This window comes from Halopenitus persicus (genome assembly GCF_900107205.1).
GTDB classification, from domain to species: domain Archaea; phylum Halobacteriota; class Halobacteria; order Halobacteriales; family Haloferacaceae; genus Halopenitus; species Halopenitus persicus.
Window position 1 is genome coordinate 1 of record NZ_FNPC01000007.1, and the last position, 26,227, is coordinate 26,227.

Genomic DNA, 26,227 nt, shown 5'->3' on the forward strand with positions numbered 1-26,227 from the left:
GCTGCTGCGTAGTTGATGAATTTCTGCCCCCAATACGTTTGCCCTGGATCGAGATTTTTCGGGATATACATCCCGTCACGCTGTGCGAGAGCGCCTTCCTCAGGAACCGTGAAATCAACCGGCGCCCCGTCAGTTTTCAGATTATAGGCGGTCGCAGCTGTTTGACAAACCATCGGCGTTTCACCACTCCTCAAGCTTTGGGAAATCGAAGCCGTGTCCCCAAGCGCACCGACATTAGGTTTTAATTCCCGAATTTTATCCCAAACGGGTTCCATCGACTCAGCTGGGCCGAGCTCTGTATCAGTGATCTCAGCAACTACTGGGATGAAGCCTCCCCCGTCAGAGAACAGACCGATGCTATCATCCCACTCGTCATTCCAGAGTTTGGTCCATGACGCGGGAGTCTCGGAAATTGTGTCCGTATTGTACGAAAGCGAGTATACATACGAATAAAGGTTAACATAAGGCCAGTCCGTCTCGGTGTCTGGTTGCGTTGCAGCTAATAAGGAACTTAGATTTGAAACAACGTCTTGATCGAGTTCCTGACTGAGATCTTGTGCATAGGCCCGATAACAATACGGGGTAGTTGCCCAGTTCACGTGGACTGGAGGAGTTCGTCCTTGATTGATCGCCGTTCGGATCTTACCGTGCATCACCTCGCCTTCGGTATTATCGTACTCAACCGTGATTCCGGTGTCTTCACTAAACGGTTGTGCAACGGCTTGATCAAGTGCTTCCTGCCATGACCCACCCCAGGCCCGCACAACGAGTGTGTCGGGCTTGTCAGGAATAGATGAACCTCCAGTGGATGTGCTTGATCCCCCTGAGTCCGTCGACGGACTTGACTCATCTGAAGGGTCACCCGATGATTGTAAACAACCTGCTAGACCAACGATTGAGGTTCCTCCAGCAGCTTGGATTACTTGTCTTCGGGAGAGTTTCTTTTTCAGCCGTGTACAGGTCTTTGGTGCTTCTGCCATGCAAGAACTTCTCATACACATACAACCAAGGAGTTTAGCTCACCACATGGAGTGTTCTTTATGTACACATCGCCGTTCCCTTGGCAATGGTGAGAAAGCTATTCTACGCTTAAGGGGATCAGTAATCCGGTCACCACTACCTGAGCGAAAGCGGTAATCGAGTTTCCAAGCATCTCTCATATTGGCTCACAATTCCCATCATCTAGCTACTAATCGCAAGGCTGGAGTCCGTCAACAATGTCTATACGAGAGCGAAGAGCAATTTATAACCAAAGACAAAAAGGAATGGAGTTGACTCGTTGCTATCCGATCAAATATTATCAATTTCTTACATATATTAATTTTATAATTTCATATCAACAGTATCACTTATCGAAGTGAGCCATCGATTGCGCGTTCAACCCGATCGTCGAGCGTGTCTGACACAATTAGTTCGGTCACCGCATCAATATCGGAGTAGATTTGTCGATCACCATTGAGTCTCGGGACGCGTTCGCGTACACAGTCCTGAGCTGCTCTCGTCCCACTACCTGGTTCAAGATCCGAATCAACGTATTCGAGCGCCTCCGTCGCACAGACGAGTTCAGAAGCAATGACACGAAGTGTACGGTCAACAGCGCTGTTGGCGCGAAGAGCGCTTTGAGCGCTCATACTGACGTGGTCCTCCTGGTTACCACTCACCGGAATGTTAGTCGTTGACGGCTTCCCTTCAGCCTGATTCGTACTAACCAGATCCGCAGCAGCATACTGTGCGATCATATAGCCGGACTGAATCCCTGCATCTTTAGCGAGGAATGGGGGGAGATGGTCTTCCTGCACGTTCGGATTGAGAAGACGGTCAAGTCGCCGTTCACTAATTGCAGCGAGTTCAGAAAGTGCGCTCGTAACATAGTCAAGCGGGAGTGCTAATGGTTCGCCGTGGAAATTCCCACCTGAAAGTACTGCTGCGTCATCTGTACCGCTTGCCCGATTGTCTACGCCACTAGCATCGAAGACGAGCGGGTTATCAGTGGCACTATTTAGTTCGGTTGTGACAGCTTCTCTGAGATGACGAACAGCGTCACGAACCGCACCGTGAACCTGCGGCAAACACCGGATCGAGTAAGCATCCTGAACGCGATCGCAATTCCGGTGAGACTGTATGATCTCGGAATCAATTGTAATCGCGTGGATGTTATCAGCTGACTCACGATGACCCCGGTGAGGTCTAACATCGTTGATTCGAGAGTCTGCCGATGCGGTCGTACTAAACGTCACCTCTGTTGTCATCGCACCCGCTATATCCGCAGCGCGGATTGCTCGCTCGGCATCCAGAACGGTTAACGCTCCAAGACTGACGGTGAGTTGCGTACCATTAATGAGCGCTAAACCTTCTTTAGCGTGTAGCTCTACCGATGTTAGACCAGCACGTTCAAGAGCTGTAGCACCATCTAGCCGTTCGCCATCGATCGTTGCCTCTCCCTCACCCAGAAGTACCAGCGTCATATGGGCCAAAGGAGCAAGGTCACCACTCGCACCGAGACTACCTTTCGATCGGACGACAGGATGGACACCTTTGTTAAGCAACCCAGCGAGGAGATCGATGATTCGCTCCCGCACACCAGAAAACCCTTTCACAAGCGCATTGAGTCGAGTTACCAACATCGCACGGACAGCGGCTGTTGGCAGCTCTTCACCAGCACCTGCAGCATGGCTCCGTATGAGATTCTGTTGAATTGTCTCGATTTTATCGTTAGGAATTCGTTCCTGGACGAGTTCACCGAAACCAGTATTAACTCCGTAGACCGGTTCACCAGTTTCTAGAATATCCTCAATTCTTTCACGGGAATCTCGTACCTGCTCGCGAACGTATTCAGGGATTGTGACCTTGGCGTTCTGACGAGCAACAGCCTCGACATCGGCCGGAGTGAGAGACTCGCCATCAAGGGCGATTTCCTCACTCATTGTGAACCACCTGCCCATCTTTAAGGACGGTTTCGGTCGTTTGTACGCCTGTGTTATAAGGGATATACTCAAAGCGTGGAACGTCGGCGATGATTACATCGCCTGGAGCGCCCTCCTGTAACGTTCCGCGCCCGTCAGTAATTTGGAGTGCCTCAGCGGCGTGCTGTGTTGCACCGCGAAGTGCAGCCGTCGGCGTCATCCTCATCCCATTGCAGGCAAGTGAAATGGTAAATTCCATACTCTGAGAGTAGCAGTTCGGATTAAAGTCAGACGCAAGCGCCACCGATGCACCTGCATCTTCGAACAGTGTTGGCTTGGCGTACTCCGCTCCAAGTGTGAATGCGGTCCCGGGAAGCAACACCGGCGTAACACCTCCCTCCGCCAGCGATTCAGCGTCCTCCTCAGTAGCTTGGAGAAGATGATCAGCGCTCGCTGCTTCGAGATCTCCGGCGAGTTGCGCACCGCCGAGCCTCAAGAATTCTTCCGCATGAATCTTCGGTGTCAAGCCGTGGTCGATGCCGGCTTCCAGGATACGGCGCGACTGATCGAGTGAGAACGCCCCCTCATCACAGAAGACGTCACAAAAGACCGCGAGGTCATTGTCAGCAACTGCTGGTAGTTGCTCGTTGATCACTTGGTCGACATATGCTTCCTCCTCCTGTTCGTCAGGCACAGCATGTGCGCCGAGGAACGTCGGTATCACATCGATCGCGTGACGACCGTTGGCTCGGTCAACCGCTTCCAGAAGCTTCAATTCGGCATCCGTAGAGAGACCGTATCCTGATTTCACTTCCGCAGTCGTGGTGCCGTAGGCGAGCATCACATCTAGTTGATCAAGAAGATTCTCAGTGAGTGTTTCAAGCGACGCATCACGGACAGACCGGACCGTCGAGAGAATTCCTCCACCCTCAGATTGAATTTCCTGATAGCTCTTTCCACTAAGTTTCGCAACAAATTCGTTTATTCGCTCGCCTGCAAAAACAGCGTGTGTGTGCGGATCGACGTAGCCCGGGAGGACGGTCTTACCGCTTGCATCGATAACCGTCTCGACAGCATCGACCGGATACTTCTCGGTTATCTCCGCAGTCGTACCAATATCATCAACAGTTCCATCGGTGATAGCGATGCTTCCGTCTGCGATAGCGTCAATACCATCTTCGCTAATGCGGACGACCTGACTTGCGTCGTGGATAAGTGTAGTTCCAGTCATCAATACGCTTCCTCGTTACCAAGTTTGCTCATAGGGTACACCAATGGGGTAAGATGACCAGCTTAGTGATCCGAACAACATTAGTCCTCCTGCATCGGGATATGGACATCCGACCGTTCAGCCTCATCAAGCGCATCCTCGTAGCCTGCGTCTGCGTGTCGTACGATACCCATTCCAGGATCGGTTGTAAATACTCGTTTTGCCGTCTCTGCAGCCTCATCACTACCGTCAAGGACGACGTGATTGTTCGTATGGAGTGAATTCCCGATGCCGACACCTCCACCATCGTGCACACTAACGATGTCAGCACCCGCAGAACAGTTTACTAGGGCGTTCAGAATGGGCCAGTCTGCGACTGCGTCAGAACCATCACGCATAGCTTCCGTCTCCCGATTTGGTGACGCGACCGACCCCGCATCAAGGTGGTCACGGGTCACAACGATCGGAGCAGAGATTTCACCCTCTCGTACGAGCTCGTTAATTCGAAGGGCAAACTGTGCACGTTCGGTGCGGTCGTCATTGTTTGTTTCATAACCCAGCCAGCAGACGCGGGCGGGAAGGCCCTGAAACTCAACTTGTTCCTGCGCGAGTTCGATCCAACGAATGAGGCGGTCCTTCTCAGGGAAGAGCTCCCGAACAGCTTTGTCAGTTCGGTGAATATCTGCTTTGTCACCGGAGAGGGCAAGCCATCGGAAGGGACCCTGACCTCTGCAGAACATTGGACGGACATATGCGGGAACGAATCCAGGGAAGTCGAACGGGTCTCGCTCATCGCTGGAGGTTCCGGTAAGCGGCCATAAGTCATCCTCATCCCGATAACTATCGACCTCACCACGGATATTGTTTCCATACTCGAAGGCGATGGCTCCACGCTCCTGCATCTCAAGGATGCCATCAACGTGACGTTCCATCGTTTTCAAACTCTCTTTGCGGTACTGTTCTCTGTCTTCTTCCCGGAGTTTCTCGGCTTCTTCAAGCGTGTATCCACTAGGATAGTATCCCTCAATAGGATCGTGTGCCGATGTTTGGTCGGTCACGATATCTGGGATAAATTCGCGGTCGAGCAGTTCTTCGAACAGCTCTGCCGCGTTCATATGGATACCCACGCTGTATGACTCTCCAGCTTCAGCAGCCTCCTCTGCTCGTTGGAGGGCTTCATCAATGCTATCCACCTTCTCCTGGCAGTACCCAGTTTCAATACGACGCTCGATACGGGCCTCATCGACGTCGGCAGCAATGCATACGCCACCATTCATCGTCACGGCAAGAGGTTGTGCACCGCCCATTCCACCTAGCCCTGCAGTGACGGTTATCGTTCCTTTGAGTGTCTCGTCGAAGTGTTGGTTGGCACACTCGGCTAATGTCTCATATGTTCCTTGGATAATCCCCTGGGTTCCGATGTACGCCCATGACCCAGCAGTCATTTGTCCGTACATCATAAGCCCCTCATCCTCAAGTTCGTGGAAATGCTCCCAACCGTCCCACTTGCCGACAAGATTTGAATTCGCGATCAGGACACGAGGCGCGTGTTCGTGTGTCTGAAATCGCCCAACCGGTTTTCCACTCTGAACAAGGAGAGTTTCGTCGTCTTCGAGATCAAGCAGTTCTTCGGAGATGGCGTCGTAGGCATCCCAGCTACGAGCTGCACGTCCCGACCCTCCATAGACTACGAGATCTTCCGGAGCTTCGCCGACCTCCGGATCCAGATTGTTGTTCAGTAATCGGTAGGCAGCTTCCTGCTGCCACCCTTTGGCGTTCAACTCGGTTCCTTCGGGAGCACCCTTGAGAGTCTGCCACCGTTCGCTCGGTTCTTCGTCACGTGGATGTTCAAACATCTCTCGATCAATACAGACGGATCTAATCGTGAAGTATCGAACACCCACATATGGTGCACCATTTATATGTCCAGTTGTAGTCTAAATATAATAAAATAGATATTAACCGATGGGTTTAAATAGGGTTAATTAGAAGAAATGAGAAATAAGCAATAATGTACGAAGCCACTCTCCAAATCAACCATACTAGTCCATACGCGGATGCTACAGAGCGATGCGACACGCACGTCGAAATGTGGTGCAATCAGTATTGTGACCTCGTCTACGTAAGTGGCACTGACATTGAGACGTCGGTTGAGACCTTCCGCGACACGATCGGCATCCAAGAGCTCACTCGCCGTGAAGGGGAGGTAATTCTCATCACAGATTCCTGTCTACTCAGTTCGCAAGACAACCTATTGGAGGGCTATCTACGTCCTCACCACTGTTTGTCACTTCCCCCCTTAACATATGATAATGGAAAACTCCTTGCACGAGTCATCGCACTCGAAGAGGAGAGACTCACCGAAGTTTATCGCGACATCAACAGAGATCACCACGTGACAGTCAAGGCTAAACGCGAGGTCCAATCAGTTGTTCCCGACATTCCTATTCTAATGTTAGACTCCGCACTACCGTCGCTGTCGGAGGGCCAACAGCGTGCTCTAACTTTGGCCGTCAACTCGGGTTACTACGAAATCCCTCGAGGAGCGACCACGAGTGAGATTGCTGATCAGATGGGTGTCTCACGGCGAACTTTTGAGGAACATCTTCGTCGTGCTGAGAATAAGGTCGTCAAGAATTTGCTGGATTATTTGGTCGCATAAACTTAATTGACCCTCCATATGGAGGCATATCTTACTCATAGCGTACTGTTGTGAGACATACTCAATGATGGACCAACAGTTTGATGATACGATGAACCAGTCCGACAAGACGATGAACCAGTCTGACGATACGACAGATGAACCTACTAATACGGTCGTTCACATTGACGGAGTGACTAAGGAATATGGACAGCTTCGTGCCGTCGATGACGTGAGCATCCCGATTGAAGACGGCGAGTTTCTAACTATTCTTGGACCGAGTGGAGCTGGGAAGACGACGCTTTTGCACCTGATTGCCGGCTTCGAAGAACCGACTGATGGAGAGATCTACATCGACGGCCAAGCTGTCTCTGATGAACCCCCATACGAGCGCGATATTGGGCTTGTTTTCCAGAGCCACGCTCTCTTCCCCCATATGACGGTGAAACAAAATATCGCATTTCCGCTTAAGATGCGACGTGAAAATGTCACCGATATTGATGACCAGGTTGCCGAAGCACTCGAGCTCGTTCGACTACCCAAAGATTACGCCGACAAGCCGGTTGACGATCTTTCGGGGGGACAACAGCAGCGAGTTGCCTTTGCTCGTGCGATCGTCTATGAACCCACCCTGCTCCTTCTCGACGAGCCTCTCAGTTCACTCGATAAAAAGCTCCGTGAGGAAATGCGATCAGAGTTAGCGCGTATTCACGAGGAGACTGAGCTTACTATTGTGCATGTTACCCACAATCAGACGGAAGCACTCTCGATGGCCGACCGCATCGCCGTAATCCGCGACGGGGGGCTGGAACAACTGGATGAGACTCAAAATCTATATTCCGATCCGAAGACCCCCTTCGTGGCCGATTTTATTGGTAATACAACCCTCCTCAATGGAACCGTCTCCAACATGAACGATGAAATAGCGACAGTTTCGGTTGGAAGTGAAACAATTAAGGTTCCATCTACGGCCGTAACGAGTGATTCTGATGTCGTCGTAGCGATCCGTGCCGAGCAGATCGAAACGGATGCTTCCACGGACAACACCTACGAATCAATCGTTAAGCAAGTATCCTTTGAAGGGGACAGAACACAGTATCACGTCGAAATACCTGCGTTCGACACAACGTTACGCGTGATAGATCAAGGATCTGATGATCACGTGGTTCACTCTCGAGGTGACGAGATGTCCGTTGGATGGGACGTTGGGGACGCATTCGTGTATGATAAGACCAGGACAGAACCCGGTGGTTTTAGTCATTAACACACCGTAGAGGTCTTTTTCGCTCTTGTATAGTTATTATTTACTCTTATCGAGTGTGAGTTAAATCAGACCGGGAAACTCCCGTCGGTCTAGTGGACCGTTCAGATCGGCGTTGTAACTACCCACTAGAAGGTGAAGCTGTGTCATTTGTATCCCCCTCCGCGTGAACACAGAGAAGTCTAAGGTTAGAGGTTGCATATTTGTAGTCCAACCGTACATCCAGATGATGAGTATCATTTCACCAGAGTCTGATGACGGCGCAGGAAGCTCTGAAAACATCGACAGGCATAGAGTTACTTTGGCTCTTGCTACCAGCAGTCAGCTCCGCGCCACCCATAGAGTAGTGAGTAATCATTGACTTGTTCTGATTATTTTTGAGTGTTCGAGGCATACTGGCTGCTATCGGAATATGAGTCGTGACTCCTCAATTCCCGCCCAGATCTGGTGGGTGTACTACCAGTATTCGCCTTGACTTCTATGATCGCCACTAGACAATACACGGCTGAGCTGACTGATAATCCACAGAATGTGATGGAGTTAGATCGAGGCTGATTTCAGCGGAAAGGCTAACTGCTTTGATCTCTCGTTCCATATCCTCCAAGGTGATTTCTAGATACAGAGACTAACAACGCCAACCGAGAGAATACAAGGCATCGCGGAATTTAACCGACTTTTGAATGGTGCAGACGTTATCGTTGAATTTAGCAGACAGGGATTTGAACACTGACACAGTCGCTTTGGTTCGCTTAGAATGCGTCGGGATTCACAAGACCGTCGACTATCTCTCCATTGTACGCTGCGACCGCGATCTCAGTGCCACGTTGACGGAGCACTTCTTCGCTCCGGGTTGAATACCATGCTGCGTGGGGAGTAGCAATGACATCTTCTCGATTCAACAGGGGATTATCTGGACTTGGTGGTTCCTCCCGAAAAACATCAAGCCCGGCACCTCGGAGACGATCGTCTTCAAGTGCTGTACGGAGTGCTTCTTCATCGATGATCCGTCCTCGAGCGGTATTCACTAGTACTGCGTTATCATCAAGTTGGTCGATAACATCAGCGTCAATCATCGACTCTGTCTCTTCAGTCAGGGGCATATGGATAGATACAATGTCTGCCGACTCTAGGAGCTCCTCAAAATCAACCGGCCGTGCTCCATTCTCTCGAATCGTCTCGTCATCGAGGTAAGGATCGTACGCACAGACATCGAACCCGAGGGTTGCCGCCTTCTCTCCCGCTGCTTGGGCCTTGTTTCCGAACGCAAGTAAGCCGAACGTGAGATCCTCAACCGGATGGATAGGAACTGGGTCTCGCCATTCCCAAACGCCGTCAGACGTCGCCGCATCGTACATTGGTAGACCCCGGACGAGTGCGAGCGCAAGGGAGACCGCATGCATACCCACCTCATTGTTACAGTATGTGGGAACTCTTGTCACTCGAATGCCGCGCTCAGTTGCAGCGTCAATGTCGATCCCGTCAATACCGGTCGCATAGCGTGCAACGACAGAACAGCCAGTAGCGTCCATACTATTAGCCGACACCTCCGTATAGTGGGTGAGTAATAGATCTGCATCATCAACCCGTTCGGGAATCTCTTCATCCGTGCAATCGATAGCATCAACGACAACATCGTTGTTGAGCAAGTGCTCAAAGTGTTCTCGTTCAGCTTCGACGTCGCCAAACCAGTCGGGATCAAGCATAACGGCGCGCACAGGTTCCGTCATATTCAGTAAAAACTTTCAAGAACGCATATACTTACGACCTCCATATGGTAAATTCGTATCTGTACACTGCTTTCTTGATATTATGCTAACAAGCGTTCAAGACGATCCATCGCTGTCTCGATGGTCTCGAGGTCGGTTGCATAGGAGAGTCTGATGTGACCTTCACCGGCCTTCCCGAAGACTGATCCAGGAACAGACGCAACGTGCGCCTCAGATAGCAACCGCTCAACAAAACTGTGGCTATCCATTGTGTGATCGGATACGTCGGCGAACACATAGAACGCACCTGTCGGTTCGCCTGGATCAATGCCGTCTATCGGTTGGAGCCGAGAGAGGATCGTTTCGCGTCGCCGCTCGAAGGCATCCCGAATCTCCGTGATGATCTCCCGATTATCGAGCGCCGCCTGCGCTGCCACTTGAGCAGGCTGGGCAATCGAGGAAACCGTATGTTCCTGCAGTACCCGCATTGCATCGATTACTCTCTCGGGTGCGCTCGCGTAGCCGACCCGCCAACCAGTCATCGCATATGCCTTTGAGAAGCTATGTATCGTTACTGTGTGTTCAAAGCGTTCCGGGTCACTCGCCAACGAGTGGTGGGTCGACCCATCATAAACGAGATCTTCGTAAGTCTCATCAGCGATGATCCAGATCCCGTTTTCGGCAGCCATATGACCAAGCGCCTCCAGCCGTTGTGGTGAAATTACTGCGCCTGTGGGATTGCTTGGTGTGTTCAGAAGTACAGCTGCGGTGTTCTCCGTAACCGCTTCGTCAAGCTCCTCAGGTTCGGGGACAAATCCGTCCTCAGGAGTCGTCGGAAGAGTAACTAATTCAGCTCCAATGCTCGCTATGTGACCGTGGTAGTTTGGCCAGTACGGCTCAGGAACGACCACTTCGTCACCCGGACCACAAAGAACCTGAAGCGCTGTGAAAAGCGCCCCCATCGCTCCGGGCGTGACGATCACTTCCGACTCCGGATCCGTGTTGATTCCATTTTGGGACTCCAATTTGGAGGACAGGTCGGTACGAAGCCCAATTTCACCGACCGTCGCTGTATAACTGCTCACACCGGTCCCGATCGCGTCGCTGACTGCTGACGCAATCGGTTCTGGTGTTGCAAAATCCGGTTCACCAATGCTCAGATCCGCAAGGTCATCGTATGTCTGTGCAGCATCGAAAATCTCACGAATGCCTGACTGCGGCATCCGGTTCGTGAGTTCTGAGATCGGAAGTTCACTTGGCACAATAGCGAACGAGAACCGTAACGTAGTAACCACGGACCCTCCGTATGGTGGCCAAGCGGCTCGTGTTAAACTATACGGATGCTGTCTCCATTGGGAGTAAGAGCCTCAATGTCAGCGTCGGTAATCGGAACTTCAACCTCGATTTCGACCAAATAATCCTCGTGAGCCAGCTGGTCGTGGCCAAGGACCGTGTGGCACGGATACGGTTCGGTGAACCTTTCCCAGTAGACGGACTTATAGCCGTTGTAGTAGCGTTCAACTGGGTCAACGATATGAGTCGTGACTTTTGCAACGTCGTCAAACGTTTTGCCGACAGTATCAAGCAATATCTCAACGTTCTCGTACGTTTTCCGTGCTTGTGTTTCGATATCATCACCGATGATCTCGGAGTCCGAGTTCATCGCGACCTGTCCAGCCATATAAAACGTCTTTTCGTCGATTATCGCGTGATTGTAACCGATGTCGCGAGCATCCTTGAGTTCAGGTGGATTGATTGCGTATCGTGTCACGATCAAAGCCTTCACTTACTGGTGCAAAAAGCACCACCCTCCAGATGGTGGGTAACCTATTATTCCAACGCTTCTCCAAAGGAGGTCGTTAGTAGGGTTGCGGCTGCCTGATCAAAACATTGCTTGTGTTTCGAAGGACCTCTGACGTGATCTCACGATTCAACCCACTACCTACGTATAGTAAGACGACAATCCATCACCTATGATATGCACAAATGCGTTATTCTAGAGTTAACGACCGGAGCGTGTCACCGAGCACGGCCGTCGCGGCCGCACACTCTTCCCAGTCGGTCCATTCCTTCGGTGAATGTGAGACGCCTTTTTCCGAGGGTGCAAATAGAAGTCCAGCATCCGTTACGGTCGCGACATTGGCTGTGTCGTGCATCGCGGCAGAATGAAGTTCGATTGCGTCGACACCACACTTGGTAGCAGCGTTAGCTATAGCCCCAGTACAGCGCTCGCTCATCGTTGTCGGTGGACTGTGTCGATACCGGTCAAGCATTGTTGCTACTCCCCGAGTCTGCTCGAGACGGTTAAGGGCCGATCGACACCGTTCGACAAGTCGATCCATACCTGCCTCCGTAACATCGCGGATGTCGAGTTGATACTGGACCTTCGCGGGGATTATATTTCGAACGTTCGGTGCAATCGAACCAGATCCGGCAGTCCCGACGGCTGCATCGCTGTTCGCTGCTTCCTCTCTTGCGGCCCGTTCAAGGGCAAGAACGAACGCGGAGCCGGCTGCAAGCGCATCTGTCCGGTCGCACATTGACGTTGATCCAGCGTGGTCTGCTTCACCTTGAACTGTGACTTCACAGTTCGTAATACCAGTAATTGAATCTACGATACCAACACCTGCATCCGCCTCCCGTAATCGAGTTCCTTGCTCGATATGGAGTTCGAGCCAAGCCTTCCACGATCTCGCGTCGACAATCGAGTTACCGGCGAACCCGATCCCTTCGAGACGTTCACCAAGCGTAACACCCTCGCCATCAGTGAGAGCGAGAGCCTCCTCGACATCGCGGTGCCCCGTCGCAACCGACGAACCGAGCGTTCCAATGTTGAAACGACCTCCTTCTTCTTCAGTGAAACAGACAACCTCGATCGGCCGAGAAGGTTCGTACCCCTCCTCCTTGAGTGCCCGAACAGCTTCAAGCGCTCCGTACGTACCAAGTGGTCCGTCAAATATACCTCCACGAGGAACCGAATCCAAATGACTCCCGACAGCGACCGGTGATGCATTACAATCACATTCCTGAGGATTCCATCGCCCGACGATATTTCCGATTGCGTCAACACGGACCTTAAGTCCTGCATCGTCCAGTCGGTCAATGAACCGTTCGCGAACAAGCCGATCGGCCTTGCTTCCGGTTAAAACCGTTCTCCCCTCCCCCTCGTCAGCGTCTATAGAGCCGAAAGTCGCATTCTCCTGAATATCCTGTCGAAGTCTCTTTTGGTTGACTCTCATATCCAAGCTCATCAGCGTCCCTACTGATAAACACATAACCACCATTCGGAGAACGGATGAATCCGCTCTTTACTGTGATTGACTCTTATATAACCTTCATTTCAGGATGGTAGGTGAAATGGAGAGAGTTCCCAGCTGTCCTGAATGTGAGTTACATATGAAATCCATCACTGATGAAAACCGATCACATTGATATTATTTTATAAATATTCAATCAGAGAATCCGCGAGCTTCTTTTGGGCTCGTCTGAGGTGATCCTCTACAGTTCTCCGGTTGACACCTATTTCATCTCCGATCTCAGCGGTAGTTGTCCCACGTGGGATCTCAAAATATCCATTCTCATAGGCAGTAAAAAACACTTCTCGTTGCCTAGATGATAGTTGCGGGAGAATAGACTCCATCGAAATAATTGGGGATTCAACATCTACTTTGCTTAGTTCTTGCTTGGATTTGACTATAACAGAGTATTCTTCGGAAATATCGTGATAAAATTCGGTAAGAGTCTCTGAATCAAGTGCAAGTACACGTACAACTTTCGTACCATTTTCATATTGATATGGAGGAATAAGAAGACAATTGTTCGAGACCAAGTAGGGTTTAATGTAGTCACCTGCCGATGGTTGCAAACAATCTTTGGTAATTATGAACCTGTCATTATTAGTCTCAACCTGTTCTTGAATTCCGACTGCGGATTGAACATATTCGATAACATTTTCCTGTTGAGACCCGGAAATATGGAGCAGGTCACAGTGATCATTACACCATAATCTGAGTCTAGTATCAGTCCCTGCTGTTGAACGTGAATAGAGACTATCACCACTAATTTGAAATACAGCTCTGTACATAGAGGACCATTACATATACAGATGGTTAATAGTATTTCCTTATGGAACCTGATGTTTGAAGGTTGAAACTTGAGGAGATACTATTTAACGAGTTAACATAGTTTGTTGTAAGGTCATAATTAGAGTTTGAAATCAGATCTCAACCATCCACATTGGAATTACTATCCGTATAATAACACTAACTATTCGAATTAAACGTCATAGTATGCGAAACAGGACTAATGTGGCTAATAAACTATGCCAGTCGGAGGGTTAACACTTATAGAGAATTATGAGACATCCTTTATTTCGAATGGCGCTCTATAGAAAAGGAGAAAATGTCATCGATGTCTAAACTATCAATCACTTTTTTGGAATCCCTATCATCAGAAACGTCCAAACGACTAATGGTAGTTAGTTTCCTGTTCGCAGGGGTTGCTCTCGGTGTTGGATCCGCTCTTGAGTTTCCACTCGGCAGTGTCTGTCTTTACGTACTCGGGATGATTAGCGGTATGGCAATTCCATACTTAACAGATGAACCTCTACTCGACGATTACGATGAGGCGATTCACCAACGTGCGAGCGGCGTCACGCTCACATTGTTCGGATGGCTTTCAGCTATTGTGTTTCCATCATTCATAGTGTTATCCGCGACCCCGTACTTCAAGTGGGGACCTTGGACAACTATTCTCCGTAATATAACAGGGACTATTTACATCACCTACGCACTTTTGGTTGGATACTACCGGTGGAGATTGAATTAGAGTTCCAGAGAAATATCAGATGCAGATGAAATATTAGGTGTTCTCATAGTGGGAGCTTAGCCCCGTCCGAAGCTAATCCGATAGACTTCCCGTGTGCGAAGTGTAAATTTGCCATATTCCAACGGTACGATTCCATTAAACCGATTTTGTATTTTGGAGGAGATCTATACAACCCCTGGAATGAAACAGACTTACCAGGGACTCCGTGTAGGAAATGAATTGAGTAACAGGTTGAGCGAGAACACCCCGCGAACGGTGAACATCAAGAGGGTCGGAGACCGAACCGATTTTCACATCGATGACGGGGGATGGTCAACCCTGTGTTTACACTTCGATGATGGGGGGTGTCAGACAGGCGGATTACACTTCGATGATAGGGAGGGAAACAATAGTTCCGATCATAGATACGGGAATTCATATGAAGGCCGCTGATTCTGCGTTACACATCGATGACGAGGGATCTTCCACCAGATATACTTCGGTGACGGTTCTACCTAACGAGACGTGAAACCGCTAAATTCGACGTTTTTATTGGATACAGCTGTCGAATAAACATCGACGGGGGTTAATCTTTTTAATGCTCCGGCGTACAGCAGGCATATGGCCGGTAGTGAACAAGAAGAGGCGGACCAATCTACCTTTGATGAAGGAACTAGTTCTACATCGGATAGACAGCAGATAGAATCCGCCCGTGAGGATGCTGCCGGAGACTCAAACCAAAATCAGGGATCGACCGAAGAAAGCGCTCAGCGGTCGATCCGTGATATGCTCGATGATGAGGGGGATGCATCGGTTTTCGTCAACCGAGATCTCGTCGAGCCTGACACGATTATTGATGAGGAGCGGATCGTCGGCCGTGACGACCAGCTCGAGTCTGTCGTCTCGTTTCTGAAGCCGACTCTCCAAGGAAATCGGCCGCCGAACATGCTGCTGTACGGTCCCGCAGGGACAGGTAAGTCACTCATCATCGGGGCCGTCACACAACAGATCATCGAGCTCTGTCAATCCAAAGGCGAGCGTTTCGGCGTTGTCGATATCAACTGCCAGCCAATCAATACGCTCGATCAGGCCGTCTACGAGCTCGTCCAAACCGTCGCCCAGGACGTTGGTACGGAAGTCGGAGTTCCAGAGACCGGCGTATCCACGAAGCGTAAGTACCGACGTCTGTACGAACTCATCAACGAGCACTACGATTCGGTCATCTTCATTCTCGACGAGATCGACCTCTTGGTTGGCCGGCGCGAAAACGACGAACCCGCATACTCGAAGCTTCTCTATCAGCTATCGCGGGCAAGTAACACGAACGAAATCGAAGGCCGCGTGTCCGTCGCAGCGCTGACGAACGATCCAAAATTTATGGAAGACATCGACGGGCGTGCCGAGAGTTCATTCAATCCACGTGACGTCTACTACCCAGACTACGACGCGAACCAGCTGCGCGAAATTCTCGAAAATCGTCGCGATGCGTTCCGTCAAGATGCTCTCGAGGACGACGTGATTCCGCTTGTGGCGGCATTCGCTGCACAAAGTCACGGTGACGCACGAAAGGCGATCGACCTGTTCCGTGGCGCCGGTGACCTCGCAGACGAACGAGGAGATGAAGTGGTCACGGAGGACCACGTCCGAGAATCTCAGGAGGAAATCGACAAAGATCGGTCGCTGAAGCTCGTTGAGGGGCTCACAACACAAAAGAAGATTTCACTATACGCAACCGCAGCAGTTGCGCATCACTCGAACCGGACGGGAAGCTCCGTCCCAAGCCCGGTTGGGTTCAAAGTCTATCAGTGGGTGACGAGCGAACTCGATGCTGATCAGATGACCCGCGAAACGTACGTCAAATATGTCAAGGAACTCTCGACGTACGGATTGATTTCAACATCCCGGAAGAGCCGCGGACGAGGTGGTGGGATGTATATGGAATTCACATTTACCGGCGATCCTGAAGCGATGATGACCCGGATTGTCGATGATACTCGCCTGGGGGGAGTAGCTCAGCAGGTAGAACTCCTCAGTTCGGTCGTGACTGCTCAGTTGAATGAATTTCACAAGGAGTGAAAACTCGATCGACCATTCGGTTTGGAACACACCCATTCGTGGTCGATGTGTGAAGTCGAGACAGCGGAGAGGATGAGGTCGAGAGAGTCCAAACTGTCTGGCGTGAGTCAGAGAACCCGGAGCAGCTACACCAGATCCTTCTAACGCACAGAGATGAGTACAAGAAACAGCATCTTGTGACCCCCACCCCCCGTCATCGATGTGTAAACGGTGGAAAGTAGAAGGGAGGGTCTCGTAGGGAAAACCACGAAAGTCGGGTTAGACACCACGAGACGGTTGATAACGAGAAAAGTCGTGATAGAAACACTCGTATTCGGTTAGGAGGAGCGAACTCCTCCTAACTCTCACATCTTAATCTAATACGGGTTTGGTTATAGCGCACTACACATAAAACTTCGTCAGACAATATGCATTCCTTATGAGAATATAATTCGAGCCGCTGAGCCGTCCTTCCTTGCGTCTGTGGTCTCATCGCTGGTTTCACGCCATTCTCTTCTCCTCACCCCTCCCCCCTCTCACGGTTTTACACATCGATGACGGGGGGAGGGGGTGTGACCGTGAACCTCCATTGAAATCACTCACTGCTCGGTCACTAGAAATCGGTTAGCTCTGGCTCACGTGTCCCTGAGAGTTCTTGTTGAATGATCGTGCGATCCCACCCAAGCGGAGAGAGGAGACTCTCTATCGCCCGGACAAGTTGCGTCTCGTAGTACGACGCATCGTACGACTCGATCTCTTCGTGGGCCAACGCGACCCGCTCTCGCGAGGTTTTCTCGTCGTCGACGACCACGTACTCGATGTCCTGTCCTGGGTGGACAGCGAGATCCTGCTCCCGAACCCGCTTCAACGCCGCCACGTTCTGCGTGTTCTGCGTGTATCCCTCCAGCGGCTTGGAGACACGATTCCGTTCGACGAGCTGCTTGACTGGCACCGTTCCAGCGTGGAGGCGCTTGATGGCGTCCTGGAGACAGTCGAGTACTGCATCCGGGGACTGAGTCGCGTCGAGTCGTTCGAGACAGTCCCGCTGGACGTCCTCGATGAATACTGGCGTCGACCGCTGCCGAGCCTCGATGCCTCTGATCTTGAACTCGTCGTCGCCAGCCACTTTGCCGAAGTACTTCGTCAACGCGCCGGCGTCGCTCTTGCGCTGCGGCACGAACGCTACCCAGTCGTAGTGGGATTCGTGTTCGAGCCGAATCTCGACGCGTTCCGTGATCTCCGTCGCGAGCGTCTCGAGGTCTTCGCGATCACTATCGTCGACGTCGGGGTCCGGGGTCACCCAGATGGAGTCGACGATGCCGTGAACAACCCGCCACCCACCGGCTTCTAGTCGTTGCTTTGCCGTCAACAAAATCTCGCGAGCGAACGCGTTGATCGCCTCGTGACACTCAATGCGACCGAACTTCGCGTTGTTGAACCCTTGATAGCCGAAACAGGCGACGAGGATCCACTTCAGCGCTCCCGACCGCCCCTCGAGTTCCGCCAGTCGTTCCTCGTCGGGATCGTCCCGATCCTTCTCGCGACGAATGTCCGCCTTGATCTCGTCGCGAGCGTCGATGATCGGTTGCAGTACGTCGACGAGGTATCCATTGTCGTCGCAGATCGAGTATCCGAGACCAGGGACGTCGTCACGGTCTCGATGACAATCACACCGGATGACATCGGGCGACACGTTCCGAGTGCAGATGATGTTCGGATATAGGCTCGAAAAATCGAGTTCGTGGACGTTCTCGTGCAGGCCGACCTCGGGTGCAAAGATGAAGCCGCCGCGGTCGGCGTCGTGGAGCGTTCCCATCGGCTTGAAGAACTCGTGACGCCAAGAGTTCCGCGGCACGAGCACGCCGCGGTCGTGCGCCTCACGGATCTGGATGGCGGTGAGGACGTTCCCGATCGACGCCCAGGCGAGCTCCTGGACGGGCTTTTTCGAGCGTGACACGAGATCGAGGACGCCGTCGAGGTTCGTCTCCCCGTAGAAGAACGTGTTCGACTCGTCGATGATCGCCCGACCGGGCACGTTGTACCGCGCCGGCGAGTGACCGACGCGACCGTAGCTCGAGTACGTCGACCGGCTCGCGAGCTGTTGGTAGTCGACACCAGGCCATCGACTCAGCGAGAAGTCGTCGACGTCAGTGGTCGTCGCCATATCGTACAGCGTTGGAATGATCTCGCTCGTTGAACAGACCAGGATATCCGGATCGTGTGCTTCGAGCGCCCCCTGGACGGCGGTCAGGATATCAGTCGGCGAGCCGGTGACGGTGTCGCCGGCGACGGCCAACTCCCCATAGACGTTGTTGCTCGTTTCGGTCACCGGAACACTGAGCCGGAGCGTCGACAGCTCGCTCGCCGGCGTCGGATCGGCGCCGGTCTCCAGACAGTACCGGAACTCTCGCGAGAAGTCGACGTTGAAACAGGCGAGATCCCCGACTGGATAGGCCGACAGCTGGCGCGCTTGCCGGGCGAGTGGAATGACGCGGTCGATGTGGGCGACGTCGACTGCGAGAACGGCCTCCTCGTCTCGTCGAAAGCCGGGGCGTCGCGCAACCAGTTCGGTCGCGACGACGTCCGGGTGCTGGTCGTACACCGACTGGAGTGTCGTGAGGTCGAGGTCGGACGCTGGGTCGCGAGGGGCGACGTGGAAGCGTGGGGTATAGTCATGGCGCTCAGTTGCGATGGCGCCGTCGGCGGTTGCCTCCCACTCGAGGATGCGGCCGTCGTCAAGGAAGTCGATGGTGAACGACATTTGTTATTCACCAATCCACTGGGCATCCGAATCCGATAAGCGACGGCGTGTCACTTCCGGGCTTCAGCAAACGGGCTCGAAAAGCGTCCTCAACGCCATATTCTAGCTTGTTGTCCGTCGTCGTCCGCTTCCGGAACGATTTCCGGAATCCGTTAGTCGACGTTAACCAACACATCCGGGGATACGCACCGAATGTTGGTTAAGACGTAGCAATGTAACAGCTGCCGCGGATATGCTGTAAACTACCCTACCCTACTTCGCTCGGGGGCAATGGCCCCGCTGGCTCGTTGAGGGTAGGGCTTTCGCGTGGACTCCCGTTCTATGCCGTAGCGGAGGCAGGAGGGTTGTACTCCCCACTCACGTTCAGTGTCCCGCGATTCAAGCGCACGTCTACGGGTGCGCCTCCGGTGTCTGCGTTTTGCCGACGCCGGAGATACTGAAGGCCGATGTTCTTGGCAGCGTTGTAGTCGGCGTGGTTCTGGTAGCCACAGTCCTGACACTCGAAGTCCCCGCCGTGGCGGTTGTCGTCGTGGGTAAACCCACAGGTCGAACACCGCTTTGAGGTGTTCCGTGGGTCCACTTGGACGGCTTCGATGCCCTGCTCTCTGGCTTTGTATTCGACGTACTCGTAGAGGCGACGGAACGCCCAGAGATGGTGCCACGACGCCTGTGGGATGTTCTCACGAATGTCTGTCAAGTCCTCGAACACGATATGCGAACAGTTGTGTTCGGCGGCTTCAGCTACGATTTCGTTGGCGACACGATGCAGGAATATCTCGAAGCGTCCGTCCTCTTTGCGCTCGACGCCTGCTATCGCGTCGTGTGCCGCGCGTGTCCCGCACTGCTGGAGGTCACCACGTCGCTTTTCGTACTCTCGCTTCCAGTGGTTGAACTCGTCTGCCGACCAGAACCGTCCGGTCGAAGCGACCGCGAGTTGGTTCACACCGAGGTCCACACCGAGGACTGTTCTGTGCCCGGTCGTGGTGTCGGTGTCGTCGTCCTCTTTGAGCATCGACGCATGGAGATACCAGTCGCCGTCGCGCCGATGGAGTGTCCCCCGCCGAAACTCGTAGTCCTCGTTGGTGACGTACTTCGTCGGCGGTGTCTCGGGATTCTCCGGGAGAATATAATCGCACTCGATACGCCCGTCCGGTGTCGAGAGCGAAACGTGGTCACGGTGGAACGTGGCGCTTCGCTTGTCGTAGATGGCGGTATCAGCCGTGAAGGTCGGACGGGACGTATTTTGATCGTTTTTGAGTCGTTCGACGCCGCTCTTGATGGCTTCGACGGCTTGGCGAATCCCTTTCTGAACCAGATTTGCAGTCAACTCCGTGTCCTCGCGTAGCTGGTCGTACAGTGCATCTTCGGCCTTGGCTTTCGATGTAACGTGGTATCCGTCGTCACTATGCCAGCACCACTCGCTCGCCGTGTTGGCACAGTATTTGAATTGCTCGACAGTCTCCCGCAGGTATTCATCCGCGCCTTCGGGCGTGTCGAGCTTGATAACGGCGGTACGACGGTATTCCACGATATTCTCACATATATTATTGAAGTCACTTAATGACTGGGAGTAGGCAGGCACCAGTCTGGCGGCTAGTTGATACCAGGTCAGCTTCCTCCCCACCCTACTCGCTTGTGCTTCCGCCCGGGCCGGAAGCCCGGCGCTCCTTGAGGGTGGGGCCTCCGCCTCGAGTTTGGTGAAAGCCGCTTTTTTGACGAACCCCTTCGCTTCACTCTTGACGACAAACCCCGCCGTCGTAGAAGGAATCATCGCTTGAGAGATCGTCCTTGAGTGCGGGTATGGCGGATGACTGGTCAATCGATTCTCGGAGGAGTTTCAGGCGCATCGCTTCCTCACGGCCGAGAATCGTTTTGACGGTGTCGTAGTCGGTACGGTCGTCGTAGTAGGCGTTGCTCAATCGCCGGCGGAACGTTTCCTCGTTTGCGAGCTCGTCGAGTTTGTTTTCTATGGTGTCGATGAGAAGCTGGGTTCGTGGGATATCGAGAACCTCAGCGACGGTATCGATGCGTTCGACGAGAGACTTCGGGGCGTCGAACTCGACCCGGGTTTTCTCTTCGGACATTGCTCTGCGTGCTGGGGCTACGCGCTCACCGATGCTTCATCCCCATCGATATCGTTGATGAGCGGGTAGTCGATGTGCATCTCGATCCGGTCGAACGGGACGATGGGTTGCATTGCCCCGCCGGGGCCGCCTTCTTTCAGTTCAAGAATACCCAGCGTTTCCAAGTGCTTCAGATCCGAATGGACGTCGGACACATCACGGTCAACGAGACGGGCGGCCTCCCGCATACTTTCGGGTGCGTGTTCGGCGATCGCCTGAATGAGTTCGAGACGGAGCGGGGTGAGGCTGTCAACGAGATCGTCGTAGGTTCCGAACTGGAGTGTCGCCGCCCCGTCCTGGTCGTCGAGCGTGTCCGTCTCGGCGGCGTGGACGAACTGGAGTGCGTCCTCACGGAGCTGTTCTCGGTCGCCAACGGTGATGTGGAGCGTGGTCATTTTTGGAGTGTCGTGGTGGCGGGTGGTGTATGGTCAGTACGGCCGCGGCGGATTGCCCCCGACGGCCTCCCAGTACTCGTCTGCGCTCGCCCAGAAGTCGACGAGTAGTTCCTCCATCCCGGGAAACGTGACGTCGTCGACGTCGCCAGCGGCGGTGTGATGTTCGTGTCCCTTCGTATCTTCGTGGGCGTTATCGAACCGGACGAGCGTGAGGTCCTCAAGAGTGCCCAGATGGAGCGTGTACTTCCAGCCTGACGGGTAGGTCTCGGTCGCCTCAGTCGGCCGGAGTACGACGTTCTCGACGAGACCAGCTTCGACGTGTGTGTACTGGAAGACCGGCTCTTGGGCCATCCCTTACGTGTTGGGAAGATGCCCAACACTATAAGACCAGCGGAGGTTCGTCGATACGCTACTGACCAACGGAACGGAGACTAGCTGCCCTATCGTCACAGAACTCTGGAATCGGAGAAACATCCTGTTGACGCGACTGGATCGAGTGACCGCATCGTGAAATGAGATTTCGAGCAGTATCGCTCTGCTAACCGCATCAAGGCCCTTGTCCGCCGGATATCCGCGACGTTGTGGCGTACGAGCGACTCGAAGTCCCCTTCTTCCCACGCGTCAACCGCTTCCTTGCTGTCTACGAACGGATCGAGTTCGGTTAATCCACTCCCGATGAGTTCCTCGTAGACGGCGGTCAAGGTCTCTCCCGACGTGTTGAACCGTGTCTCGAAGACGTCCATCGCGTCGATGTACGGCAGTTCTGTGAACGGCCAGTCGATATCGTGGTAACAGAGCCGCGTGCGGAGGAACGGGAGGTCGAACCCTCCGTTCCATCGTTCGCCATTGTACGCGACCAGCTTCACGTCTTGGTGAGTGAGTGTCGATTCGACAAACGCATCCATCTCGCTTAGCAAGATTCGTTCAGTCTGCTGGACCGATATCGAGACTGAGCTCGCCAATTCTTCGTTGACCCGTGCTTCGAGATTTGACGGCGGTGCTCGCCCGTCCGTATTGAGGAAGATCCGAGAGCCAACGTCCGTGTCGAACCCGATGACAGTCAGCTGGTCGTCGACGTCAAAGCCAGTTGTCTCGATATCGAACGCAACGGTGTCGAGTTCCGTCATTCCGTGGCTCCATCCTGGTGGTGCTCCTGCTCGTGGCTCGCTTCCCGTTGTTTGAGTGCCCGTTCGAGCTCCTCGAGGCGTTCCTCGTGGTCGTCGAGGCGGGCCTCCTGTTCGAGATCGATGCTGAGCAGCGCCGGCAGCAGCGGGTTCTGGTGGTTCAACAGCCCACTCGCGTCGGCGTGCTCGCGGGCGTACTCGAACAGCCGGTCGAAGCGCGGCTGGTCGCGACGCCGCAGTGCCCGGCGGAACTCCGCCCACCGCTCTTCGATGGCCCGAAGCGCATCCCGGTACGTCGGGTTTGTGCGCCCCATCGCTATCGGCCTCCTGTCCCGGTCGCGGTCCACGCATCGAGCAAGGGATCCGCGGTGGCCGCCACCGTCTCACCATCAGCTGTGACGCCCGTCCCGACGCCCTCCGGAGTCCGCGTCGACGGCGTCGACGTCGTCGGTTCCACGCCGACCTGCGTGGCTCGCGCAGCGAGCAGCTGCCGCCAGTACGCGAACGTCGTCTGGTAGTACGCGCCGTCGTCAACGGGATAGACGAGCGTCTCGAAGTTTTCGCCGACGACCCGTGGGCCCATCCGAGTTTGCTCGCACTCGAGGTGATGGTCGGCGACCGTCACGACTGGCTCGGTGAATTCGTTTCGTTCGTTTCGCGTAACGAGCACCGAGATGTCGTATCCCTCGGCGTAGGTCGCTAACCGGGCGAGAGTACGGGCTTGGAGAGTTTTCGCGTGAGTCTCGCCAAGGGTATCGTCGGCGCGGTACTGGGCGTCGACGGCCGGCGCGACGATGAGGGCGGGCGTGTGGGGCGACGTGTCCTCGTCACGACCTGGTGCTCCTCGACCGGCCGTCCCGGCGTCGGTGGTGGATATCTGGATCGACTTGTTCACTGCCGTCGGGAGATCACAGACGGCGCCGTAGTGTTGGTAGGCGGTAAATCCACGGGCGACGTGGATTCGGTTGAGCAACCGTTGACTGGGCGCGATCTGAGCAAGTGTCGTCGTCGTCGCGTGACCATTTGTGTCGACCCAGAAGGCGGGTCCGTCGTGCAGGAGGAGATGGTCGAGTACGAGCGACTGCAGGATTGGGACGCCGCGGCCTCCCTCGACGTCGAGCAGCGTGATGCCGTCGCCGAGTGACGGCAACAACATCTCGTCTGTAGCCGGATCGGCCTGGTCAGCGAGGGACCGATTGCGGTCGGCGCCCCGTGTCGGCTGGTCCACCGCCAATCGGTTCGACGTTGAGTGTTCTCCCATACTCGAATAGAGGTCCACATTCCCGATAAGCCGCAGCGTGTCGCTTCCGCGTTTCAGGGAAGGCACGAGACAGATACTGACCCTGACTCAGCCGTCGAGTTTCCTGGGTCAATCGATTGTTTCCAAGAATGTTTCCAGGATATCCATAGTACCTGCTGACGAATACTCAGTTGTAGTGGGTATTGAGAGAGGCTCTTTTTTGGTACTTATTCGGGTCCATGATCGGTGATTCATTTCGAGTGATAGCAGTCGTTGGGGAGAATGGGCATGGCTCCGTAGTATTCCAGTGTTTCCCTTAGTGATTGGTACTGGGTTGAGATTAGTTCGCTCATTGCCTCCCCTGCTTTCCGGATATGCTCGTTTCGATTCCCTGCCCCAAAGTCGTACTCCGCGTGCTTCTTGTATTCGTGTAGAAACTTTTCGACTTGGAAATCGGGGACTCTGGTGTCTGACGTTATAATCGGCGCATTCGTTACCTGAGTCCTCTCTCGCTTTTTCTCCGTGAGGGTGTAATAGTGATATTCGCCGTCGCGCTCTACGACTTTCAGGCCATTCTCTGCTATTTCGGGGTCCATCCACAATATTTCGCCTTGGAAGTCTCCACCTGTGTATTCGGCTACGAAAACCTCTCGCAGCCAGATTGTGAGCTGTTGAGGATCGACTTCAGCCCAGTTCCGAGATATGTCTGAAAGCATTTTCTCCATCTCAGGAGACTCCTTGACCTCGTCTACGTAGGCCCTTTTCTCCGAACGGATTTCTTGGATCTTCTCGCCTATGTTTTCAAGTAGCTGATTTAGATCGTGCGGTGCTTGCTCATCTAAATGATGCTCCAAAAAATGATCCTTCAACGTAGTCGAGACTTCATCTGGGTAGGGCCTGAAACCATAACCTGCGAGCTCAGCAACAAGTGATTCGGTACCTCCGTCGGCACCAAGCGGTGAGGAGGCCCTGTAAGATGGCAGGTTATTGAGCCAAGGTTCCAGAACTTGTTCACGAATGTCGTTCGTGTGCCGTATCCTAACCCTGGTCCGGATATCCTTTCTCAAAGTCCAGTAGGTTGCGCCTGCTATCGAGAGTGTAGCTAATATCCCGCCGATGGTGAGAACGGTTTCTAGAGACACCATCTATGTGACTCCTGTTCTTTCCCTGGTGATTAGAAGCTTGTTCACAAAATTCAGCTCAACTGAACAGCCCTCATCATCAATTGGAACTATATGAGGTTTGTTGCGACGACGTGATTTCTGTGCGACCACGTTGAAGATGCTTCCCTCCGAACTCCTCGGTATGTGTGGCCGAAACTCGCTATTCATCGATCAGGCAGACCTCGAGGTTCGCTTCGACGCCGAGGTCGTCGCGGACGGCGGGTACACACCCCGATACAACATCGCGCCTGGCGACGACCTCCACATTATCACGAACGAGGCTTCCGACGAGATCGGCGCCTACCACTGGGGGCTGATTCCATTCTGGGCGGACGAACCCGAGGAGGGCATCATCAACGCTCGCTCCGAGACTGCCGACGAGAAAAGCGTCTTCGAGCGGGCGTGGGAAACCCGTCCCTGCCTCGTCCCCTCGTCAGGGTTCTACGAATGGAAATCACCGAACGGCGGGTCGAAACAGCCCTACCGGATTCACCGCGAGGACGACCCCGCATTCGCGATGGCCGGGCTCTGGGACGTCTGGGAGGGCGACGACGAGACGATCTCGTGCGTCACGATTCTCACGACGGAGCCGAACGACCTGATGAACTCCATCCACGATCGGATGCCGGTCGTCCTTCCGAGGGACGCCGAATCCGACTGGCTCGCTGCAGATCCGGACACCCGCAAGGAACTGTGCCAGCCGTACCCGAAGAACGATCTGGACGCCTACGAGATCTCGACGCGGGTCAACAACCCCAGCAACGACGATCCCGAGGTCATCGAGCCGCTGGACCACGAGCAATCGGGCCTCGGCGAGTTCAGTTCCTGATAGCTGACGG

22 protein-coding genes are annotated in these 26,227 nt (G+C 53.6%); 4 read left to right on the forward strand and 18 right to left on the reverse strand.

From position 1 onward, the window contains the following. From BLV25_RS11845 to hutU, 4 genes are all read right to left on the reverse strand, one after another. On the reverse strand, nt 1-980 hold a 980-nt coding region (locus tag BLV25_RS11845; protein WP_176819484.1), incomplete at its 3' end, for an extracellular solute-binding protein. 369 nt (nt 981-1,349) lie between these two features. Next, complete coding sequence (gene hutH / locus BLV25_RS11850) at nt 1,350-2,924, reverse strand: histidine ammonia-lyase (RefSeq protein ID WP_092733468.1); 1,575 nt, start codon at nt 2,922-2,924, stop codon at nt 1,350-1,352. Beyond that, nucleotides 2,917-4,134, reverse strand: a complete 1,218-nt coding sequence (gene hutI / locus BLV25_RS11855) for an imidazolonepropionase (protein WP_092733471.1) — start codon at nt 4,132-4,134, stop codon at nt 2,917-2,919. The genes hutH and hutI overlap by 8 nt, the downstream gene beginning before the upstream one ends. 80 nt (nt 4,135-4,214) lie before the next feature. After that, a complete protein-coding gene (hutU, locus tag BLV25_RS11860) occupies nt 4,215-5,969 on the reverse strand; it encodes a urocanate hydratase (protein WP_092733474.1) in 1,755 nt (584 codons plus the stop codon). Between the two features lie 155 nt (nt 5,970-6,124). On the opposite strand from hutU, the gene BLV25_RS18240 reads away from it, so the two are divergent. Then, entirely contained in the window at nt 6,125-6,775 is a 651-nt protein-coding gene (locus BLV25_RS18240; protein ID WP_092733477.1) for a helix-turn-helix domain-containing protein, read from the forward strand. A 67-nt stretch (nt 6,776-6,842) separates the two neighbouring features. Continuing rightward, a complete protein-coding gene (locus BLV25_RS11870; RefSeq protein WP_256335710.1) occupies nt 6,843-8,018 on the forward strand; it encodes an ABC transporter ATP-binding protein in 1,176 nt (391 codons plus the stop codon). Between the two features lie 746 nt (nt 8,019-8,764). Here the strand turns inward: BLV25_RS11870 and BLV25_RS11875 are convergent. From BLV25_RS11875 to BLV25_RS11895, 5 genes are all read right to left on the reverse strand, one after another. After that, a complete protein-coding gene (locus tag BLV25_RS11875; RefSeq protein ID WP_092733831.1) occupies nt 8,765-9,718 on the reverse strand; it encodes a C-terminal binding protein in 954 nt (317 codons plus the stop codon). Between the two features lie 104 nt (nt 9,719-9,822). Further along, entirely contained in the window at nt 9,823-10,983 is a 1,161-nt protein-coding gene (locus BLV25_RS11880; RefSeq protein WP_256335711.1) for a pyridoxal phosphate-dependent aminotransferase, read from the reverse strand. 65 nt (nt 10,984-11,048) lie between these two features. Continuing rightward, a complete protein-coding gene (locus tag BLV25_RS11885; RefSeq protein ID WP_092733834.1) occupies nt 11,049-11,492 on the reverse strand; it encodes a RidA family protein in 444 nt (147 codons plus the stop codon). Nucleotides 11,493-11,712: 220 nt separating this feature from the next. Beyond that, on the reverse strand, nt 11,713-12,960 hold the full coding sequence (locus BLV25_RS11890; protein WP_092733483.1) for a M20 family metallo-hydrolase: 1,248 nt from the start codon (nt 12,958-12,960) through the stop codon (nt 11,713-11,715). 200 nt (nt 12,961-13,160) lie between these two features. Beyond that, nucleotides 13,161-13,805 (reverse strand): helix-turn-helix domain-containing protein, encoded by a 645-nt coding sequence (locus BLV25_RS11895; protein WP_092733486.1) that lies wholly within the window; start codon nt 13,803-13,805, stop codon nt 13,161-13,163. A 1,508-nt stretch (nt 13,806-15,313) separates the two neighbouring features. On the opposite strand from BLV25_RS11895, the gene BLV25_RS11900 reads away from it, so the two are divergent. Then, nucleotides 15,314-16,603: an orc1/cdc6 family replication initiation protein gene (locus BLV25_RS11900; RefSeq protein ID WP_176819494.1), complete on the forward strand. Its 1,290-nt coding sequence runs from the start codon at nt 15,314-15,316 to the stop codon at nt 16,601-16,603. Between the two features lie 592 nt (nt 16,604-17,195). Here the strand turns inward: BLV25_RS11900 and BLV25_RS11905 are convergent. From BLV25_RS11905 to BLV25_RS11945, 9 genes are all read right to left on the reverse strand, one after another. Further along, nucleotides 17,196-19,343 (reverse strand): type B DNA-directed DNA polymerase, encoded by a 2,148-nt coding sequence (locus BLV25_RS11905; RefSeq protein WP_092733492.1) that lies wholly within the window; start codon nt 19,341-19,343, stop codon nt 17,196-17,198. A gap of 319 nt (nt 19,344-19,662) precedes the next feature. Further along, complete coding sequence (locus tag BLV25_RS11910) at nt 19,663-20,871, reverse strand: RNA-guided endonuclease InsQ/TnpB family protein (RefSeq protein WP_092733495.1); 1,209 nt, start codon at nt 20,869-20,871, stop codon at nt 19,663-19,665. A 202-nt stretch (nt 20,872-21,073) separates the two neighbouring features. Next, nucleotides 21,074-21,427, reverse strand: a complete 354-nt coding sequence (locus BLV25_RS11915; RefSeq protein WP_092733498.1) for a hypothetical protein — start codon at nt 21,425-21,427, stop codon at nt 21,074-21,076. 17 nt (nt 21,428-21,444) lie between these two features. Beyond that, entirely contained in the window at nt 21,445-21,861 is a 417-nt protein-coding gene (locus tag BLV25_RS11920) for an HVO_A0114 family putative DNA-binding protein (protein WP_092733501.1), read from the reverse strand. 33 nt (nt 21,862-21,894) lie between these two features. Next, nucleotides 21,895-22,212, reverse strand: a complete 318-nt coding sequence (locus tag BLV25_RS11925; RefSeq protein WP_092733504.1) for a toxin-antitoxin system TumE family protein — start codon at nt 22,210-22,212, stop codon at nt 21,895-21,897. A gap of 95 nt (nt 22,213-22,307) precedes the next feature. After that, a complete protein-coding gene (locus BLV25_RS11930; RefSeq protein ID WP_092733507.1) occupies nt 22,308-22,988 on the reverse strand; it encodes a ribonuclease H-like domain-containing protein in 681 nt (226 codons plus the stop codon). Next, the gene (locus tag BLV25_RS11935; RefSeq protein ID WP_092733510.1) at nt 22,985-23,299 is read right to left on the reverse strand and encodes a hypothetical protein; all 315 of its coding nucleotides are present in this window, start codon (nt 23,297-23,299) and stop codon (nt 22,985-22,987) included. The genes BLV25_RS11930 and BLV25_RS11935 overlap by 4 nt, the downstream gene beginning before the upstream one ends. A gap of 2 nt (nt 23,300-23,301) precedes the next feature. Then, nucleotides 23,302-24,246 carry a hypothetical protein gene (locus BLV25_RS11940; protein WP_176819485.1) on the reverse strand — a complete coding sequence of 315 codons (945 nt, stop codon included), beginning with the start codon at nt 24,244-24,246 and terminating at the stop codon, nt 23,302-23,304. A gap of 230 nt (nt 24,247-24,476) precedes the next feature. After that, nucleotides 24,477-25,370, reverse strand: a complete 894-nt coding sequence (locus BLV25_RS11945; RefSeq protein ID WP_143114433.1) for a hypothetical protein — start codon at nt 25,368-25,370, stop codon at nt 24,477-24,479. A 160-nt stretch (nt 25,371-25,530) separates the two neighbouring features. Between BLV25_RS11945 and BLV25_RS11950 the strand changes: the two genes are divergently transcribed. Then, nucleotides 25,531-26,217 (forward strand): SOS response-associated peptidase, encoded by a 687-nt coding sequence (locus BLV25_RS11950; RefSeq protein ID WP_092733516.1) that lies wholly within the window; start codon nt 25,531-25,533, stop codon nt 26,215-26,217. Nucleotides 26,218-26,227: the final 10 nt, after the last annotated feature.